Source organism: Brevibacillus sp. HB2.2 (assembly GCF_013284275.1).
Lineage (GTDB): Bacteria > Bacillota > Bacilli > Brevibacillales > Brevibacillaceae > Brevibacillus > Brevibacillus brevis_D.
Map to the genome: position 1 here is coordinate 88,712 of NZ_JABSUV010000016.1, position 17,739 is coordinate 106,450.

Genomic DNA, 17,739 nt, shown 5'->3' on the forward strand with positions numbered 1-17,739 from the left:
GGCGTCCCAATGGCATCCTTTTCCCTTTACTGCTGCAAGGCTTTGCTCTGCATCAAAAAGTCGATAAACGTACGCATAATCCCGTGAACAGGTGTATCCTTGAGGTAAATCAGCTCGAAGTTCCGGTTGATTTGCGGCAGATTCAAGACGTCTACCTCCTGGAGTTCCCCTTCGTCCAAGTCTTTGGAGATGGCAAACCGAGGCAAAAAGGCGATGCCCAGCCGTTGTTTGACCATTCGCTTCACGACCTCGATATTGTCAGCCTCCATGATGACGTTGTTTTGTAGCTGAAAATGGCTGAATGCATTGTTGATCAGCTTCCAGTCGAGCGAGCCCCGATTGAACAAGATCAATCGTTCACGTGCGACTTCTTCTATGGAAACCTGGTGGCGGAATCCAAACGGATGGTCAGGATAAATCGCTAAGACCATGTCATCCGGCATCAGTTGAATCCGGTTAATCTGTGGGTGGGTAACGGCACGAGCAATTCCGAACGACACCTCATGGTTTAGAACCATATCGAGCACCTGATGAGAATGTCCGGTGAGGATCGTCAGCTTGATTTTGGGGTACAACTGCTGGAACTGCTGGACGAGGTCAGGCAAAATGTAAAAGGCGGAGACAAAAACCGTGGAGATGGTCAATTCTCCCTCTACATCGCCTTGCGATCGCTGAATGGCTTGCTGTCCCTCTTGTAGCATATGCATGATGTTTTTGGCATAAGGAAGGAACAGATCGCCTTCCTTTGTAAGAGAAATCGTATGACCCGTACGTTGAAACAGCTTACAGCCCATAGTCGTTTCGAGTGCCTTGATTCGCATGCTGACCGTGGGCTGTGACAGATAGAGCAAATCAGCCGTTTTGCTGAAGCTCCCGGTCAGGGCGACAAAGATGAATGCTTCCATTTGCTCCATATTCATGAGTAGTGGCTCCATTATGTGAATTTTTAAAGTGGCCTATTGCAAATTTTAATTGGAATCGCTTATAAAATTACATTAACGTAAAATTAGCAGAATAGGTAGAGTTATCAAAAGAAAATAGCCCAAGGGATGGATGAAAATGGCGAGAATGCCGATTATCGATTTGCACTGTGATGCACTTCTGAAAATTTGGGAGAAAAATGGGGCTCTGTCCTTTGCAGATGCGGACGAGCTGGACGTCAACAGGAAACGGCTACATGATGGCGGGGTGAAGCTACAGTGCTATGCGATCTGGACATCACCTGAATTGTCCACGGAGCAACGTTTTCAAAAAGCTTTGGATCAAATTCATTACTTTTATACAGAGGTTCTCGGAAAACATCCAGAAATGAAACAGATCCGTGATTGGAGCGATCTCGACCGTTTGCAAGAGGGAGAGATCGGAGCGTTGCTGACGTTGGAAGGGGTTGAGCCAATCGGTAACGATTTGAAGAAGCTGCACATTTTTTATCAGCTAGGGGTTCGCTCTGTGGGCCTCACCTGGAACTTCGCGAATCTCGCTGCGGATGGTGCGCTGGAACCGAGGAATGCCGGACTGACGACCTTTGGCAAGGAAATCATTCAGTTCCACAATGAGCATAAAATGTTGACGGACGTCTCGCATCTAGGAGAGGGCAGCTTCTGGGATACGATTGAGCTGGCTACATATCCGATCGCGAGTCATTCAAATGCACGAGCGATCTGCGACCATCCACGCAATCTGACGGATGAACAGGCAAAAGCGTTATTTGCCAAAGGCGCGAATGTACATGTCGTTTACTGCACCCAGTTTATCAATGAAACGACACCAACCACGATAGATGATCTAATCAAGCACATTGAGCATTTTTGTTCACTCGGTGGCGTGCGTCATATCGGGCTCGGCTCTGACTTTGACGGCATTACCGCAAAGGTCGTGGGCTTGGAACATGCGGGGCAGAGCCAAAACCTGATCAACGAGCTGCTCAAGCATTATAAGGAAGAAGAAGTGCGCGGGTTTGCCTATGAGAACTTTCTGCGCAATCGTCCTGTGTAAGCAATCGGCATAGATGCACGAAAGGAATGGAATGTATGACGAAAAAAATGCGGCAGCTTAGTGCGACAATTGGTAGACTGCCGGTTGGTGAGAAAAATGACATTACAGATGTAGCCGGAGTCCGAGTCGGACATGTGACGATCCAGCATGAGCTGGACAACGACGACTATGCATGTACAGGAGTGACAGCCATTTTGCCACATGGCGGCAGCTTGTTTCGGGAAAAGGTAACCGCCGCCAGCTATGTGATTAACGGCTTCGGCAAAACGACGGGACTTGTGCAAGTAAATGAGCTGGGGGTGCTGGAATCGCCGATCATGCTCACCAATACGTTTTCCGTCCCTGCGGTTACACAAGGGACTCTGCAATACATGCTGGATACGAATGAAGAGATCGGGGACACGACCGGGACGATCAACATTGTCGTAGGCGAATGCAACGATGGTCATCTCAATTCCATTCGCCGCTGTGTCGTGCGCCCGGAAGATGCTAGAGAAGCGATTCAGAACGCAACGCACCAAGCCGTAGAAGAAGGAGCTGTCGGGGCAGGGACGGGGATGATTGCCTTTGGTTATAAGGGTGGTATCGGCTCGTCTTCTCGTATCGTAGTGGCTGAGGAGCACGCCTATACATTAGGGAGTTTGGTACTCAGCAACTTTGGCAACAAAAATGATTTCTTGGGAGCAAATCTGTTCACAAGCTGCAAAAGCTATGAAAACGCAGTAGAGAAGTCCGAGGATGGCTCCATTATCATCGTACTGGCGACAGATGCGCCGCTCAGCGATCGACAACTGCTTCGGGTAGCAAAGCGCGCAGGAATTGGCTTGGGACGCACAGGCAGCCATTTTGGACATGGAAGCGGCGATATCGTCATCGCTTTTTCCACAGCACAAAAAATCCCCCATCAGACAACATCCATTACGGAAACGCGTGTGCAGCTACGCGAGGATCATCCGATCATGAACGAACTGTTTGCTGCTGCGGCAGAAGCGACAGAGGAAGCCATCTACCATTCTCTTGCGCAAGCAGTCACGACTACAGGAAGAAAAGGACGCACCGTTCATGCGTATCCCATTCAGGGCATAGGAGAGTAGAAACATAACCCTACAGCTGGTGACATACCTTGAGTGTAAAGAGGTGCATGGTGTGATACAGGAGGTAGGGTTATGTACATTGAAGTCGAAAAGGGTGTCACGGTTTTCGTTGAAGACCTCAATCCTGGCCCGAATAGCAAAACGATTTTTTTTGTTCACGGCTGGCCGCTCAACCATAACATGTTTTCCTACCAATTCAACGTACTTCCCCAGCACGGTTTCCGCTGTGTTGCCATGGACATACGCGGCAACGGCCAATCGGACAAACCATGGAGCGGTTATACGTATGATCGCTTGGCAGATGACATCTTTGTCGTTTTGGAAGCATTACAGATTAGGGATGCTGTCTTGTTAGGCTTTTCAGTGGGTGGAGGCATTTCCATCCGGTATATGTCTCGTTATGAGGGGCGGCATATTTCCAAGCTAGCGTTAGTGGATGCGGTTTCTCCTTCCTTTGTGAAAATGCCGGGTTCTCCATACGGCGTCTCGAAGGAGCAAGCGGAGGGGCTGATCAGTCAGATGTACGCCAATTTGCCTGAGTTATTAAACACAGTTTCTTTGCAGTTTTTCAATCGGAATTTAGGGACTGCTACGCTCCAGTGGTTTGTCAAAATGGGGCTGGATTCCGCTTCCTATGCGCTCATCAAAATCATGCAAGCAGCAGTGAGAGAGAATGTCATCAATGACTTGGGTCAAATCCGCGTGCCGACCGGAATTTTTCATGGGATTCACGATCAATTAATTCCATTCAAAAGCGCCGAGCTCACCCAGCAGCAAATCAAAGGGTCGAAGCTGTTTCCGTTTGATAATAGTGGACACGGCTTGCCGATATGTCAGGCGGATGACTTTAATAAGAAGCTGATGGAGTTTGTTCAAACATAATTCGTAAGGGAACTGACAGCCGATTCTCTGCCTTACGTGCAGGATATCGGCTGTTTCTGATAGAATTTACCAAATTATCATTTTCAATAGCGCTGGAAAAACACCGAGTAAGGATGGGAAAATTGAAGAAAAGATTGTGGGTTTCTATACTACTTCTAGCAATCGTTGTGGGAGGTTTTTATTCCCTTGTAAAAGGTAATCCGCCATTGGATATTGGCACCCGTGCTTCAAGCGAAGATCATAAATCTGTTGTTGTGGGCATGGGTAATAAGGGCTTTGGTGAAGTGAAAATCATAGATGTTTCAGTGAATAACGATGAAACACCATCAAAAACAAAAGTGCAGGTTAGTAATGCTTTACAAGGGTTCATCATAACGGATGATTTTGATAATCCGGGCTCCAAACCGTATGGATTTCAGAATCTAGAGGACGTAGCGATAAAAGCTGGCACATCTCCTTCTGCTTATTTTAAAAAAATGGATGAGGGTACTGCTACGAAAAACGATGAAATTTATGGACTAAGTGTCGTTCATCATGAAGCAATAGACAGAGTGCATGTAAAGTACAGCTATCTTGGGATGACATTTGATGAAATCGGGATTTTACGAAGTTATTGAGTCGACGGTAAAGAGTCAAGCATTGGGTATTATGCGCGCATGACTCATGTATCGATGTGTTGGCCTATTCTTTTGAATGGGAAGAGGTCGAATGACTTTTGGAACACTCTTTTTGCTAGCTAGAATCTTTCAACCAAAGGCAGGGGAATGGAATGGACCACGCAAGCGTTTCAGCTCTGGAAGCATTTGTGCAACAGTTCATGCAGAAGGAAAAGGTGCCGGGGCTCTCCATTGGCATCTTGCGGGATGGGGAGAGCATCTATCAAAAAGGCTTTGGTGTTACCGATCTGGGGACGAATCAGCCAGTAACACCCGAGACCATTTTCGGCATTGCTTCGGTTACCAAATCGTTTACGGCTGCCGCTATCATGCAGCTCGTGGCAGAAGGCAAGCTGTCTGTTGACGACCCGATTCGCAACTATTTGCCTGATTTACAAGGAAAGGGAGACATACATACGGACAAAATCACGATCCATCATTTGCTCTCTCATACTTCAGGTGTTCCACCACTACTACGCCGTGAAGAACTGACGAAACTTCCCGAGCATATTGCCTATTTAAACGAAGTCCAATTTGACCCCCTTGGTATGCCGGGTGAGTATATCAGTTACAGTAACGACATGTTTCTCCTGCTGGGAGCTATTATCGAGCGTGTCACTGGGCAGCGCTACCGTACCTATGTAACCGAACGCCTGCTAGCGCCGCTCGAAATGAATCGCTCGACCTATAACCTGGAAGAAGTGGCTCGCTTTGCCGATGTCTCCGTCCCTTATGTCAAAGGGGAGGAGCAGCAACTGAAAAAGGTGTCGTGGCCCACGCTCGGCAACTATGAAGTGGGGGGAGGCATCCGCTCCTGCGTCGTTGATTTGCTGAAATACGGCCAGCTCTATGTCAATGCCGGGCGCTATCAAGAGAAGCAGGTAGTAGATGGGGCCACGCTTAGAGCCATGTGGCAGCCAGTTCATCGACTGACAAAAGACACCTGGTATGGCTATGCGCTCAAAACAACGCCTGGTTATGCAGGAATAACGCTAGTTGAGCATGGGGGCGGACAGCCCGGGGTGTCATCGAACTTCGGATTCGTTCCAGAAAAAGGGCTAGTCGTCACCGTTCTTTCCAATCTGGAAAATGTGCCGATTCGGGACGTCTGGCTGGCTGCTGTAAATGCTGCCCTTGGTTTACCGCTTACACACAAAGAAGCCGAAGCCCCGCTCTATACGCCAACGAGAGAAGAGCTAGAAAAGCTCGTCGGGACGTACACGTCAAGAGAAGGCGGAAGATTGCGGCTCTTCCTTCGAGAGGATGCTCCTGTAGCAGAGGTTGCTGGTATGGAGTACGCGTTACGGGCCAGCAGCCACGATACGTTGATTGATGTACAAAACGGTCAACCGCTCCGTTTCTTTTTCAAAAAACAGCAGCAAGCATGGGCGGTCCTCATGGGGCTGAGGATGCTCTGTAGGAGCGAAGCCAAGTTCTAGACGGACTCCATAAATGAAACAGCGGCGACCGAAGACACGATCATGAAGTCTTGGGCTCGACGCTGTTATGATTGTATGGGTATTCCCTTGTCTAGGCTAAAAATGATACGTCGAGATTAAAAAGGAGAGAATGCAAAGAACGAGTGCTGGTATTGCTTTCGGAAAAGGATCTCTAGCAATCACAAGCAGGATGAAGGCAGCAACCAGCATGGTCACGCTTAAAAGTAATCCAGATAATAATGCCGCGATCGAAAACCATATTCCAATAATCAAACCAATGGAGCTGATGATCTCGATAAAGCCAGTTAAGAAGTTAAAAATGGGTGGGAGTCCAAAGCGGTCAAATTCATTCGCCATTTTACCGGAAATAATTTTTGTACCTGTAAACATAAAGAAAATCGCTACCACGACTTGCAAAACGATTAGGAACATGATGGCTTCCTCGCTTTCGTTATTCATTATCAAACTAAATGCATGCTATAGCATGTATTTGGTGGAGAAAGTATCTGACCTCTATTTATTCATCTTTTACGACTTGATAGAGTTTGTCGAGCAAAGCATGCAATTCCGCAATCTCTCCATCGGTAAGGTTTTGCGTTACATGGTTATGCGCGTCGGTAACAACAGGTAGAAGCTTTGATTTTAGCTCCATCCCTTTGTCACTCAGTAACAAGTTATGTGAACGTCGATCCGCGTCATTTAATGTACGAATGACGATTCCCTTTTTTTCAAGCGAGTAAATCATTCTGACGACGGTGGTTTGATCGCGGTCAATCGCATCCGAAAGTTCCTTTTGTGTGATCGCTCTTTCTCCATCCATGACACTGAGAATGCCCCATTGCTCTGGCGTGATCTCCAATTGCTTTAACCTTTTCTTAAAATAGTTCGTCATTTTCATATCTGTACGGTGAAGAAGAAATCCGGTCAGATTGAATAATTCCATAGAGAATCCAAACCCCTTTATTTATATGCTATAGCATATAAGATGCTAACGTATTTTTTCCCGTTAGTCAAATAAAGAGTGTCGGGAAAGCCGCACTGAAAAAAGAGTAAAGAAAACGAAAAAACGGGTAAAGATATTAAAACTTATAATTCTGAATATTTAATATAATACGAACTGTCCAACAAAAAAGAACATGAGGGGGTTCGTGTATGGGATTTCGTTCCTGGATTTCTGTGGCGCTCCAATTAACGATGGCGACAGCATTGCTGGTAGGTTGTAGTCAGCCAGCAGCCACTCCTGACTCAGCAGGGACGTCAGGTGCGAATGGCGTCACGCTAAAAATGGTCGAGAGCATTACTAGCCCGCAACGAACTGCGCTGTTAAAAGACATGCTAGCCCAGTTTGAAGCGAAGAATCCGGGGATCAAAGTCGATCTGATTTCACCTCCATTCGAAGGAGCGGATCAGAAGATCACACAGATGCTGATGGCAAAAGAAGAGCTGGACGTACTAGAAGTTCGTGAATTCAATGCCAAGCAGTTTTCGATGAACGGCTTTATTGAAAATTTGAAGCCCTACACAGACAAATGGAAAAATTACGATCAGCTGACGGACGTCGCCAAACGGCGTGCCACCTGGGTGGACAAGACTCCTTATTACATTCCGAATGGACTGTACCAGCGCGTCTTGTATTATCGGACGGATTGGTTTAAGGAAGCAGGGATCGAGGTGCCGAAGACGTGGGATGAGCTCTTGGTCGCAGCCAAAAAGCTGACGGACCCTTCCAAAAACCGCTACGGGTACAGCTTCCGGGGAGGAGCGACCGGGTGGGATTACGCGCTGATCACGATGTGGGCCTACAACGGGACGGAGGTCGACCCTGACTCTGCCTTTTTCATGAAGGATGGACGCACGCTCTTCTCCACGCCGCAATCATTGGAAGCGATGCAGTATTACAAACAGCTTTACAAAGAAGGCTCTCCAAAAGATTCCGTGAGCTGGGGCTTTCAGGAGATGGTACAGGGCTTTGTAGCGGGTTCGACTGCCATGCTGATTCAAGACCCTGACGTCATTGATGGAGCCAAGGAGAAGATGCAGGAAGGGACGTGGGCAACCGCTCCGATTCCGCTTGGTCCTTCAGGTGTCGCTCAACAAGTAGTCGGTGGACCGGGGTGGGGGATGACTGCGTACTCGAAGCACAAGGAAGAAGCGTGGAAGCTGATTGCATTCCTCTCTGATCCTGAACAGAGCACTCATTTTGCGAAAAAGACTTCCACGATTCCTGTCGTGAAAAGCGCGGCAGATGATGAATTTTACAAGACAGGTTACTTTCAGCCGTTTATGGAGATGAGCCAGCAGCCGACGAAGTTCCTCGATGTTTCACGTCCTGTGGACTACAAAGGCTGGGGAGCTTGGCAAAGCACGGCGGATAAAGATATTCAGAGCTTTTTGCTCGATCAGCTCACCGCAGAGGACCTGTTGAAAAAATGGGATCAATACTGGACCAAAGAAAAAGCCGAGCGAAAGTAGACGTGGGGGGATGGTAGCTTGGACACACAAAAACCCATCGTCATGATGACGAAGCAGGTTGTGCCGGAAGGGAAGAAATCGTTCCGGATTTCCAAAGAAGGTCGCTTTATATTTTTGTGCCTCTTGCCCGCCATTTTGTTTGTTTCGGTCTTTACGTATTATCCACTCGTGCGTGGAATCATCATGTCTTTTCAGAACTACACGCTCTTTGATTTGATGAATATTCAGTTCATCGGGCTGGACAATTTTGTGAACGTACTAACAAGCCCAGACTTCCCGCGTGTTGCTATGAACAGCTTTTACTGGGTGTTTTTCTCCCTTGTCTTTCAATTGCTGTTTGGCTTCATGCTGGCCCTTATGATGCGTAAAAAATTTCGCGGGAGAGGGATTTATCAGGCATTTATTTTTTTTCCGTGGGCGATGTCCGGCTTTCTGATTGGGCTGATTTGGCGGTGGATGTTCAATGCCCAGTTTGGCGTTATTAACGATTTGCTCTTGAAAACGGGACTGATCGATGCGCCGATCTCCTTTTTGGCGGACGGAACTTGGGCGATGGCTGCCGTCATTATCGCGAATATTTGGTATGGCGTTGCGTTTTTTGCCATCATGATTCTGGCTGCCCTGCAATCGATTCCAGAGGAGCTGTACGAAGCGGCGGCGATGGATGGAGCGGGGAGGATTCAGCAGTTTTGGCGGGTGACACTGCCGTATATCATGCCTACGATGCTGGTGACGATCCTATTGCGGTTCATCTGGATTCTTAACTTTCCGGACATTATTTACGCGATGACGAATGGAGCTCCTGCAGGCTCCACGCATATATTCGCTACCTACATGATCGATAAAGTCATCTTCGGTCAAGACTACGGGCAAGCCTCGGCTGTGGGTGTCATCATCGTGGTGATTTTGATGTTATTCACGATCTTCTACGTGAAAGCGACCAAAGTAGAGAAGGGAGGGGACTTCTGATGCATCGTGAACATCTAGGGTGGAGGACTGGCAGAGCGATTGTCTTGACCTTGTTTCTTGCATTTGCGATTTTCCCGCTGTATTGGATTATCATTACGTCGCTCAAGGGTCAAAAGGAAATCTTTTCGCTCCCGATTCAATATTGGCCACAACAGGTGACGTTGAACAATTACCTGGAGATCTTTCAGATTTCTCACTTCCAGGTGTACATCTGGAACAGCTTTCTCGTTTCCTTGGTCGCTTCAGCTATGGTCGTGTTCATCGCGATGCTTGGCGGTTACGTGTTGGCTCGCTTTTCGTTTAAAGGAAAGCGTCAGGTGATGTTCGGATTTCTCGTCACCCAAATGATTCCGATGTTCATTGGCATGGCACCGTTGTACGTGATGATGTCCAACATGCACATCTTGAACAGTCTGTTTTCGTTGATGCTCATTTACACGGTCATGCTGATTCCCTTTTGTACGATCATCATGTCGGGCTTTTTCCAACGGATACCCAATGCCTTGGAGGAAGCAGCGATGATGGACGGCTGCTCTCGATTGAGCGCTTTGTTTCGCGTCATCGTGCCGATCATGCTCCCCGGAATTGCGGCCACGTTTATTTTCGCCTTCGTTCAATGCTGGAACGAGCTGATTATGGCCGTTCTGTTCATTGATGAAGAGTCGGTCAAAACGATTCCTGTTGCGATGAACGCCTTTATCAAAAAATACGATATCGAATGGGGAGCGATGTCGGCAGCTACGGTGCTGTCAGTCATCCCGACGATGCTATTGTTTGCCTTCTGCCAAAAGTACTTGGTGGAAGGGCTCACGCAAGGTGCTGTAAAAGGCTAGAGGTAGTTTCGCATGCCTGCTTGGTACGCTGCCTCATCGTCGTTTTCCAGACCAAACAAGGCTTCTTCCAAGGCAAAAGTACTGCGGTAAAATCTCATCCGTGTAAGCACCTGTTCAAGCTGGGGGTACACCGGGGTGAAATGCTGCAAAAACGCTTCCCCGTAGCTCGCACATAGTCCAGCGAGGTCGTATGCCGGATCGCCTACACCAGAGCCGCCAAAGTCGATGATGCCAGTGATGCGTTGTTTTGTGGGGGAGTACAAGATATTCCCTGTGCCAAAATCTCCGTGAGTCAAGCAAGGCTGAAAATCAAAGTGGGCAGGGTCTGCCAGGTATGCTTCAAAGCGCTCAGCTACATCCTTTTTCGCTAGCTCACGCATGGCAGGGAACAACTTCGAAGCAATCTGTTCATACAGCTCAGTCAACTGCTTGGCCATGTCAAAATCGGCAGGGATAAGCTCCGGGAGCAAGGAGGAGACCGGAAGCTGATGCAGCTCATGAAGAAATTGTGCCAGCTGGGCAGCGACAGTCGGTACCGCGTTTTGACGAGAGGCTGCTTGAAAAGCTTCGCGGGTAAAAGGCTCGCCTTCGAGTAGCGGATATCCGGCAAACACTCGCTCAGGTGTTTCCTCGGCAAAGGACATATAGATCGGAGCCGGAATCGGCAGGGAGAGATATGGTTTTACCGTGTGTAAAATGTTCGTTTCGATCTTCAGTTGCTCGATTCCGGCGGTGTACTTCGGAAAACGAAAGACGTACGCGTCATTGACGATGAGTACATCATTGTTTTGGCCCATCTCGTTAAAGTAGGCGGAAGTGATGGTCAACTCTGGATACTTTGCTTGAATGTGTTGGATATACGTTTGCGTTGTCGTTGTCATCATGATTCTCCTTCCAATACCCCGCATTTCGAAAAAAGAGCACTCTCCCCTGAGGAAAGTGCTCTTTCGTATTTACGATGCTGCCAGTTCAAATCTGACGAGCGTTTCTTTGGTGTTTGCGAGCTTTTCTAGTTCAACAATTCGCCAGTTAGGGGAGATTGTCCTGCGCATCCACGCCAACGCATCGTCTGGTAAACGAACGTGGTGCAGCGCTGTCTCCTCGACTTGATAGTCATGCTCCGCTTGGATGTTGTAACGTTTGTTCAGCAAAAACTTGATCCCGTTAAAAGTGGTGAACTTGATCTGGTAGCCTTCGCGAATAGCAGCTTCCAGCGTAAGGGGATCATTTTTGGACAGTTCAAACAGAGGGGTGTAATCGTACTTGCCGCCCTCCACGTCCGAAAAAGGCGCAGGGTCACCTGTTCTCAGCTTGTGGATGATTTCTTCATCGACGAATCCATGGGCACGGGCTGTCTCTAACAGCATCGTTTCCCACTGGGATAGCTTTACGGTAGACATGGACTGTCCCTCCTCTTATCACGATGTAACGACACAGACATCGCCAGCCTTTCTCCTAGTATAAAACAATGAAATTGTACTTCTCAACTATAATTCCGACTGTTTTACTATGAAAAGTGCAGCGAGCTGTTTTGCTCAGGATGAAAGCGAGGAGGGGTTCTTCTTTTTACGCGGTTCCTTGGAGGTTGTGGTCAAGGTCACGCCCGCAATGATGAGAATCGCACCGAAAAACTGTATGCCTGTAACAGGCTTTGCCAGCAATAACAAGCCGAAAAGCATGGCAATAAACGGTTCCAGGTTGGCAAACATCGCGGCTTTGGCAGCGCCTACCTTCTGTAGTTGGCTGTTCCAGATTAAGGTCACAATGCCGTGCATGACGACAGCGGTGACAAACAAGAGAAGCCAGGATGAAAGGCTGGTGCTTACCGTGGCCGTAGGGATGCTGATCAGGACAAAAGGCAGCATCGATCCGAAGCCGATCAAATTGGATACGAGCGTCGTCACGAGTGGAGGGAGTCGATGTCCCAACAACCTGACGAGGATGATCGAGGTAGCGAACGTCAGCATCGTCAATACAATCCAGAGGATACCGACATCAAAATGCAGCTCTGCCCCTGTATAAATGACGAATATAACCCCTGATGTACCGATTACCGAACCGATTGCCATGCGACCAGTCAGCGACTCTTTCAAGAACAAGGCAGCCAAGAGAGCGGTTGTAATCGGCGTCAGCGCCAGGATCAGGGCAGAGGTGGTCGGATCAGCTGTAACGAGTCCTTTGTAGAAGGACCACTGGTTAATGAATACACCAACAACTCCCAGTACCGCGAGCAAGAGCCAGTCCGTACGAGAGAGCTTTGGCATTTTCAGCCGCCCTCTGGACCAGATGAGCAGAAACAACACGATAAACAAGAGACGCATAGCCGATAAAAAGAGCGGAGAAAACTCGGCGACGAGCATTTTCCCGAAGACGAAATTGCTACCCCAAGCGGTTACGCAAAAAATGAGCAGCAAGTAGGAGCGTAGCATAGGATTCGTTCCTTCCTGTGGGTCAGCGAGTGTGATCCGGCGTTCGGATGTACCGTTTCCATAGCCAGGTCATGCACAAGTAGGCGGTTAAGACCAGAGCTGTACATAAGGAGGCAATCCAGATTGCCATCATCGGATCGACGTACATCCGGCTGCTATAGCCAGCGACGAATCCCATTACTGCGCTGATCAAAATGAAAGTAGGTGCTTTTCCCTTCGTCAAGACGATGACGACGACAGGCAAAAACAGCGAGGCATACATAATGCCAAAGAAGAACAGCAAATCCAGCAAGGTCGGCTGGAAGTAGATCGTCAAACCATACGAAAGCGCACCGATGGCAATGGCAAGGATGTAGCCCAAACGAATTTTTTGCCGTTCCGAAGCGTCTGGGCGGAACAGCTGATAGACGTTGTTGACCATCAGACTGATCATGGAATGAAGCCCCGCCCCGAAAGCAGACATGATCGCACCAAAGGCACAGAGAACAAATAATACAAGTAAGATCATCGTGTCAATCTTGCGTACGAGATCAAACAACAGCGAGTAAATATCATCAAAGCCGCCCGTAAAAAGGACGATGATGATGAGCGAGGAAAACGCCAGTGGTACGGTGGCAAAAATGAGTCCGGACACCAGAAAGGTAGGGACGATCTTTTTCTCTTCCATCATATAGAGCCGCTGCCACGATGCCTGATCGACAAACACTTGACCAAACCCAATCAACAGCCCGGTAATGATAAAAAAAAGACCCTCGTTGTTGTTGAGCACCAGAAGGTAAGGATGGTAAAGACGCAGTCCGTTATAGACGTGCTCGACACCTTTTCCGACGAAAAAGTAGACGGGAATCAGGATGACGGCAGCAAACGTAATGACAATTTGCACGATGGCAAAGCGATGGATCGAGCGGATTCCCCCGATGCCTGCAAACAGCACACAAAATCCGAAAAAGCAGAGCAAGCCGAGCGGGATCGGGAAGCCAAACAAGATGTTCAGCAATACGCCCCCAGCCATTCCCTGTACGAACATCGCTTCAATCGTCGTAATCAAAAGGATGATGATCATCAGCCAGTAACCAAACGGATGCAGCTTGTCTCGCATATAATCCCCAATGGTCATCCCTTCTGATAACTCACGGCGGACCTTTCGCCCAAGCAGTCCAAACATACTGAGGGCAAATGCGCCCATCAAAGCGAAGCCGATCCCGCCAAATATCCCGTATTTGACGAGTGCTTCCGGTGAACCGAAGATCGTGTTTCCGGTCACCCAGCGGGCGAGGATCGAGACGACCCCAAGTCCGATGCCGATCTTTGCTGCACCGACCACGTATTCGCGAAACGATAAGTAGGTCAAGATGCATTCCCCTTGTCCCGGTATTCTTTCGGGGTTTTCCCCACTACCTTGCGAAAAATGGTGCTGAAATAGTGTTGGCTGTTGAAGCCAGTCCGCTCCGCAACCGTCGATATGCTCCAATCAGGATGAGCGATCAGGAATTTCTTCGACATTTGAATGCGGTACTGCATTAAATACTCAGAGAATGAGACGCCTACTTCTTCATGAAAACGGCGGCTCAAATACGTCGGATTGATATGGACCTCTGCGGCCAGATCAGCCAAATTCAGCTTCTCCGCGTATTTTTGATGAATGATGTTCATCGCATCAGAAATAATTCGGGTGTAAGCAGAGAGGGCAGGGCTCTTCTGATATTTTTTCAGAATGTCGACCAGCTCGCTCTCAATGACGGGCTTCGTGATGTAATCCACGACACCGAGGCGGATCGATTGCTTGGCATAATGAAAATCTTGATAAGCCGTTACAATGATGAGCTCGATGTCTTTGTGCTGGGCTCTCAGCTCTTCGCCAAGCACCAGCCCGGATTTCCCCGGAAGATTAATGTCCAGAAAGGCGAGATGAAGAGGAACCTTCTGGCTGATCGCCATGGCTTGGCTGCCATCTGCGGCCTTGTAGAATTTCCACAAGGGGAACATGGGCTGAATCAAATACTCGAGTTGGTCCAGCTCCAATGGTTCGTCATCCACGAGTAGTACGTTCATCTTCTCACCTCAGATCGATTTGTTCATACGTACAGGGCCACCTGACAGACACAAGAGTTCCTCCCTCAGATATCGGAGCAAGCTCCAGATGTGCATGATCACCAAAACAAAGGTGGAGCCGCCTGCGGATGTTGTCCAACCCGTGACCGCTCTCCTCATGTGGCTGTTCAGTTTCGATCTCACTTTCATTCTGGAATGCTGTGAGTCCGGAAGAACCGTTGTCGATGACCGTAAGCAGGACATCGTCATCTTTTCGGCTTATGCGGATGTCTAAGATGGCTTCGCCCATTTTTCGTTCCAATCCATGCTTAAATGCGTTTTCCACTATCGTCTGCAAGACGAATGGCGGAATGGATGCTTGCAAGAGATCATCTGCACAATCGAGCTGAATTCGGAGCCGATCACCGAAACGCAGCTTTTGAATCTCCAAATATTGCTCCGTGTACGTAATCTCCCGCGCCAATGAAATCAACGGCTCTGTGGATTTGTATTTGAATTTGAGAAACTGGGAGAGGACTTCGAGCGCTCTCACCAGTTCCTTCGTTCGGTTCAATCGCGCCAGACTCAGAATGACATTTAGCGTATTAAACAAGAAGTGAGGCTGGATTTGTTGATTCAATTGATTGTAGAGCGCTTGCTGCAACTCTTTTTCCAGCTCGATCTTCAGATTCTTGTTTTCTAACAGATCAATCCGCTTCTCGAAAATGAACAGAAACAATAAAGCAATAGCTCCTATGATAGGAGCCAAAATAAACAGCAGAATGAGTAATGTGAAACCTTCGAAGCTTATCATGAGATCCCTTCTGTATGGAGAGATTTTGCAGTTACCATCATATCATGCTGCTTCTTGATCTCTTGCGTTTTTAGAAAATTTTAATCTCTCTATGATTAGACTTGGGCAAGGTGGCAGGCGACTTGGTGCGTATCGTGCAGACTTGTCAGTCCAGGTACTTCTGTTTTGCAACGATCAATCGCATACGGGCAACGCGTATGGAAGCGGCAGCCCTGCGGAGGATTGATAGGAGAAGGCACATCTCCGCGCAGAATGATTCGCTCCTGCTTTTTATTGATGTCCGGCACCGGGATCGCAGACAAGAGAGCCTGTGTGTAAGGATGCTGCGGGTTGTCGAACAGCGACTTTTTATCCGCAATCTCTACCACTTTACCGAGGTACATCACCATGACGCGATCCGAGATGTGGCGAACGACGCCGAGGTCATGGGAGATGAACAAATAGGTCAACTTGAATTGCTTCTGCAACGATTTCAGGAGATTCAGCACTTGAGCCTGAATGGATACGTCGAGTGCCGATACGGCTTCGTCACAAATGATCAGCTTCGGCTGCATCGCGAGGGCACGAGCAATCCCGATCCGTTGGCGCTGCCCACCACTGAACTCATGCGGGAAACGGTCAATTTGATCCGGGCGCAAGCCTACATAGCCGAGCAGCTCGATAATGCGCTCGCGGCGTTGATGCGCCGGTACAATATTTTGGATCGCCAACGCTTCCCCGAGAATAGCGGATACAGATTGGCGCGGGTTGAGCGAAGCAAACGGGTCCTGAAAAATGACCTGCAAATGCTTGCGCATGTCGCGCATTTGCTTCTTGGACATCGCCAGCAGATCCTGTCCCTCGAATAGTACCGTTCCGCTCGTCGGTTCGTCCAGACGGAGGATGGCACGACCGGTAGTGGATTTACCACAACCGGATTCGCCTACAATACTCAGTGTTTCTCCTTCATGGATCGTGAAGCTGATGTCATCCACGGCTTTTACGTGGTTGACGGTACGACCCAATAAGCCGCCTTTGATCGGGAAGTGCTGCTTGAGATTTTTTACTTCCAGCAGTGGCTTTTTCGTTGGATTCGCTTGTGTCGTCATCATGGTCATACCCCCACTTCCGTAACAGTCTTGGTGTCGCCGTCCCACTCAGACGTATACATCCAGCAGCGTACTTTGCTTCCGTCTGCATACTCCGAGAGTTCAGGAAGCTTTGTATGGCACAGTTCTGTTGCATGCGGGCAACGTGGAGCGAATCGGCATCCAACTGGCATATTGAACGGACTTGGGACATTCCCTTTAATGGCTTGCAGCTCTTCCACGTCCTCATCCAAACGGGGGAGGGAGTTCATCAGCCCTACTGTATAAGGATGGCGTGGATTTGCGAACAGGTTTTGTGCAGTCGTGTACTCTACGACTTTTCCTGCGTACATGACCGCGACCCGATCGCATGTTTCTGCAACGACGCCAAGATCGTGGGTAATCATGATAATGCTCATGCCCATTTCGACTTGCAGCTTTTTCATCAGCTCGAGAATTTGAGCCTGAATGGTAACATCCAAAGCTGTCGTGGGTTCATCCGCGATCAAAATTTCCGGGCGGCAGGCGAGAGCCATCGCGATCATGACACGCTGGCGCATACCCCCAGACAATTCGTGTGGCTCTTGCGTCGCGCGCTTTTCCGGGGAAGGAATACCGACCAGGCGCAGCATGTCTACTGCTTTGTCCCAAGCTTCCTTCCGTCCCATGTTTTGGTGCAGGCGCAATACCTCTGCGATTTGCTCCCCAACCGAATAAACCGGATTAAGCGAGGTCATTGGCTCTTGGAAAATCATCGAAATCTCGTTGCCGCGGATCGCGCGCATGTCTGCTTCTGATTTTTTCGTCAGGTCTTGCCCTTTGAAAAGGATTTCTCCTCCTACAATTTTTCCCGGAGGACTGGCAATCAAACGCAGGATCGAGAGGGAAGTGATACTTTTTCCACAGCCCGATTCTCCTACCAGCCCGAGTGTCTCTCCTCTATTAAGAGAGAAATCAACGCCGTCCACTGCTTTACTGACGCCATCTTCTGTGAAAAAATGCGTTTGCAGATTGCGAACGTCCAGGATGATATCTTGTTGTTCCGCCATGGTGATCCC

19 protein-coding genes are annotated in these 17,739 nt (G+C 48.7%); 8 read left to right on the forward strand and 11 right to left on the reverse strand.

All coding sequences use genetic code 11. From position 1 onward, the window contains the following. Window positions 1–26: 26 nt before the first annotated feature. Window positions 27–920 (reverse strand): LysR family transcriptional regulator, encoded by an 894-nt coding sequence (locus HP401_RS13885; RefSeq protein ID WP_173605408.1) that lies wholly within the window; start codon window positions 918–920, stop codon window positions 27–29. Between the two features lie 139 nt (window positions 921–1,059). On the opposite strand from HP401_RS13885, the gene HP401_RS13890 reads away from it, so the two are divergent. From HP401_RS13890 to HP401_RS13910, 5 genes are all read left to right on the forward strand, one after another. After that, window positions 1,060–1,995, forward strand: coding sequence for a dipeptidase (locus HP401_RS13890; RefSeq protein ID WP_041749308.1), 936 nt, complete (start codon window positions 1,060–1,062; stop codon window positions 1,993–1,995). Between the two features lie 35 nt (window positions 1,996–2,030). After that, window positions 2,031–3,089 (forward strand): DmpA family aminopeptidase, encoded by a 1,059-nt coding sequence (locus HP401_RS13895; RefSeq protein ID WP_173605409.1) that lies wholly within the window; start codon window positions 2,031–2,033, stop codon window positions 3,087–3,089. A gap of 72 nt (window positions 3,090–3,161) precedes the next feature. Beyond that, a complete protein-coding gene (locus HP401_RS13900; protein WP_173605410.1) occupies window positions 3,162–3,971 on the forward strand; it encodes an alpha/beta fold hydrolase in 810 nt (269 codons plus the stop codon). A 113-nt stretch (window positions 3,972–4,084) separates the two neighbouring features. Continuing rightward, window positions 4,085–4,588: a hypothetical protein gene (locus tag HP401_RS13905; protein ID WP_173605411.1), complete on the forward strand. Its 504-nt coding sequence runs from the start codon at window positions 4,085–4,087 to the stop codon at window positions 4,586–4,588. A gap of 152 nt (window positions 4,589–4,740) precedes the next feature. Beyond that, a complete protein-coding gene (locus HP401_RS13910; protein ID WP_173605412.1) occupies window positions 4,741–6,066 on the forward strand; it encodes a serine hydrolase domain-containing protein in 1,326 nt (441 codons plus the stop codon). Between the two features lie 96 nt (window positions 6,067–6,162). Here HP401_RS13910 and HP401_RS13915 read toward each other — a convergent pair whose 3' ends face one another. Together HP401_RS13915 and HP401_RS13920 are read right to left on the reverse strand one after the other, a co-directional pair. Next, the gene (locus HP401_RS13915) at window positions 6,163–6,498 is read right to left on the reverse strand and encodes a DoxX family protein (protein WP_173605413.1); all 336 of its coding nucleotides are present in this window, start codon (window positions 6,496–6,498) and stop codon (window positions 6,163–6,165) included. 85 nt (window positions 6,499–6,583) lie between these two features. Next, window positions 6,584–7,009 carry a MarR family winged helix-turn-helix transcriptional regulator gene (locus HP401_RS13920; protein WP_064201202.1) on the reverse strand — a complete coding sequence of 142 codons (426 nt, stop codon included), beginning with the start codon at window positions 7,007–7,009 and terminating at the stop codon, window positions 6,584–6,586. A 209-nt stretch (window positions 7,010–7,218) separates the two neighbouring features. On the opposite strand from HP401_RS13920, the gene HP401_RS13925 reads away from it, so the two are divergent. Genes HP401_RS13925 through HP401_RS13935 form a run of 3 tightly spaced genes read left to right on the forward strand, consistent with a single transcriptional unit; the run spans window position 7,219 to window position 10,340 of the window. Beyond that, the gene (locus tag HP401_RS13925; protein WP_173605414.1) at window positions 7,219–8,538 is read left to right on the forward strand and encodes an ABC transporter substrate-binding protein; all 1,320 of its coding nucleotides are present in this window, start codon (window positions 7,219–7,221) and stop codon (window positions 8,536–8,538) included. 18 nt (window positions 8,539–8,556) lie between these two features. Next, window positions 8,557–9,507, forward strand: coding sequence for a carbohydrate ABC transporter permease (locus HP401_RS13930; RefSeq protein WP_173605415.1), 951 nt, complete (start codon window positions 8,557–8,559; stop codon window positions 9,505–9,507). Next, a complete protein-coding gene (locus HP401_RS13935; protein ID WP_173605416.1) occupies window positions 9,507–10,340 on the forward strand; it encodes a carbohydrate ABC transporter permease in 834 nt (277 codons plus the stop codon). Before HP401_RS13930 ends, HP401_RS13935 begins: the two co-directional genes overlap by 1 nt. Here the strand turns inward: HP401_RS13935 and HP401_RS13940 are convergent. From HP401_RS13940 to HP401_RS13975, 8 genes are all read right to left on the reverse strand, one after another. After that, window positions 10,337–11,221 (reverse strand): phosphotransferase family protein, encoded by an 885-nt coding sequence (locus tag HP401_RS13940; RefSeq protein WP_173605447.1) that lies wholly within the window; start codon window positions 11,219–11,221, stop codon window positions 10,337–10,339. The two genes, HP401_RS13935 and HP401_RS13940, sit on opposite strands and share 4 nt — an antisense overlap. A gap of 72 nt (window positions 11,222–11,293) precedes the next feature. Further along, window positions 11,294–11,740, reverse strand: a complete 447-nt coding sequence (locus HP401_RS13945) for a hypothetical protein (protein ID WP_173605417.1) — start codon at window positions 11,738–11,740, stop codon at window positions 11,294–11,296. A gap of 135 nt (window positions 11,741–11,875) precedes the next feature. Further along, window positions 11,876–12,769 (reverse strand): DMT family transporter, encoded by an 894-nt coding sequence (locus HP401_RS13950; RefSeq protein ID WP_173605418.1) that lies wholly within the window; start codon window positions 12,767–12,769, stop codon window positions 11,876–11,878. Between the two features lie 22 nt (window positions 12,770–12,791). After that, window positions 12,792–14,120, reverse strand: a complete 1,329-nt coding sequence (locus HP401_RS13955; RefSeq protein WP_173605419.1) for a sodium:solute symporter family transporter — start codon at window positions 14,118–14,120, stop codon at window positions 12,792–12,794. Next, a complete protein-coding gene (locus HP401_RS13960; protein ID WP_016741081.1) occupies window positions 14,117–14,821 on the reverse strand; it encodes a response regulator transcription factor in 705 nt (234 codons plus the stop codon). The genes HP401_RS13955 and HP401_RS13960 overlap by 4 nt, the downstream gene beginning before the upstream one ends. Window positions 14,822–14,825: 4 nt before the next feature. After that, window positions 14,826–15,614 carry a sensor histidine kinase gene (locus tag HP401_RS13965; protein ID WP_012685282.1) on the reverse strand — a complete coding sequence of 263 codons (789 nt, stop codon included), beginning with the start codon at window positions 15,612–15,614 and terminating at the stop codon, window positions 14,826–14,828. A gap of 95 nt (window positions 15,615–15,709) precedes the next feature. Beyond that, window positions 15,710–16,705, reverse strand: a complete 996-nt coding sequence (locus HP401_RS13970; protein WP_041749311.1) for an ABC transporter ATP-binding protein — start codon at window positions 16,703–16,705, stop codon at window positions 15,710–15,712. Window positions 16,706–16,707: 2 nt separating this feature from the next. After that, complete coding sequence (locus HP401_RS13975; protein WP_173605420.1) at window positions 16,708–17,730, reverse strand: ABC transporter ATP-binding protein; 1,023 nt, start codon at window positions 17,728–17,730, stop codon at window positions 16,708–16,710. Between the last annotated feature and the right edge of the window lie 9 nt (window positions 17,731–17,739).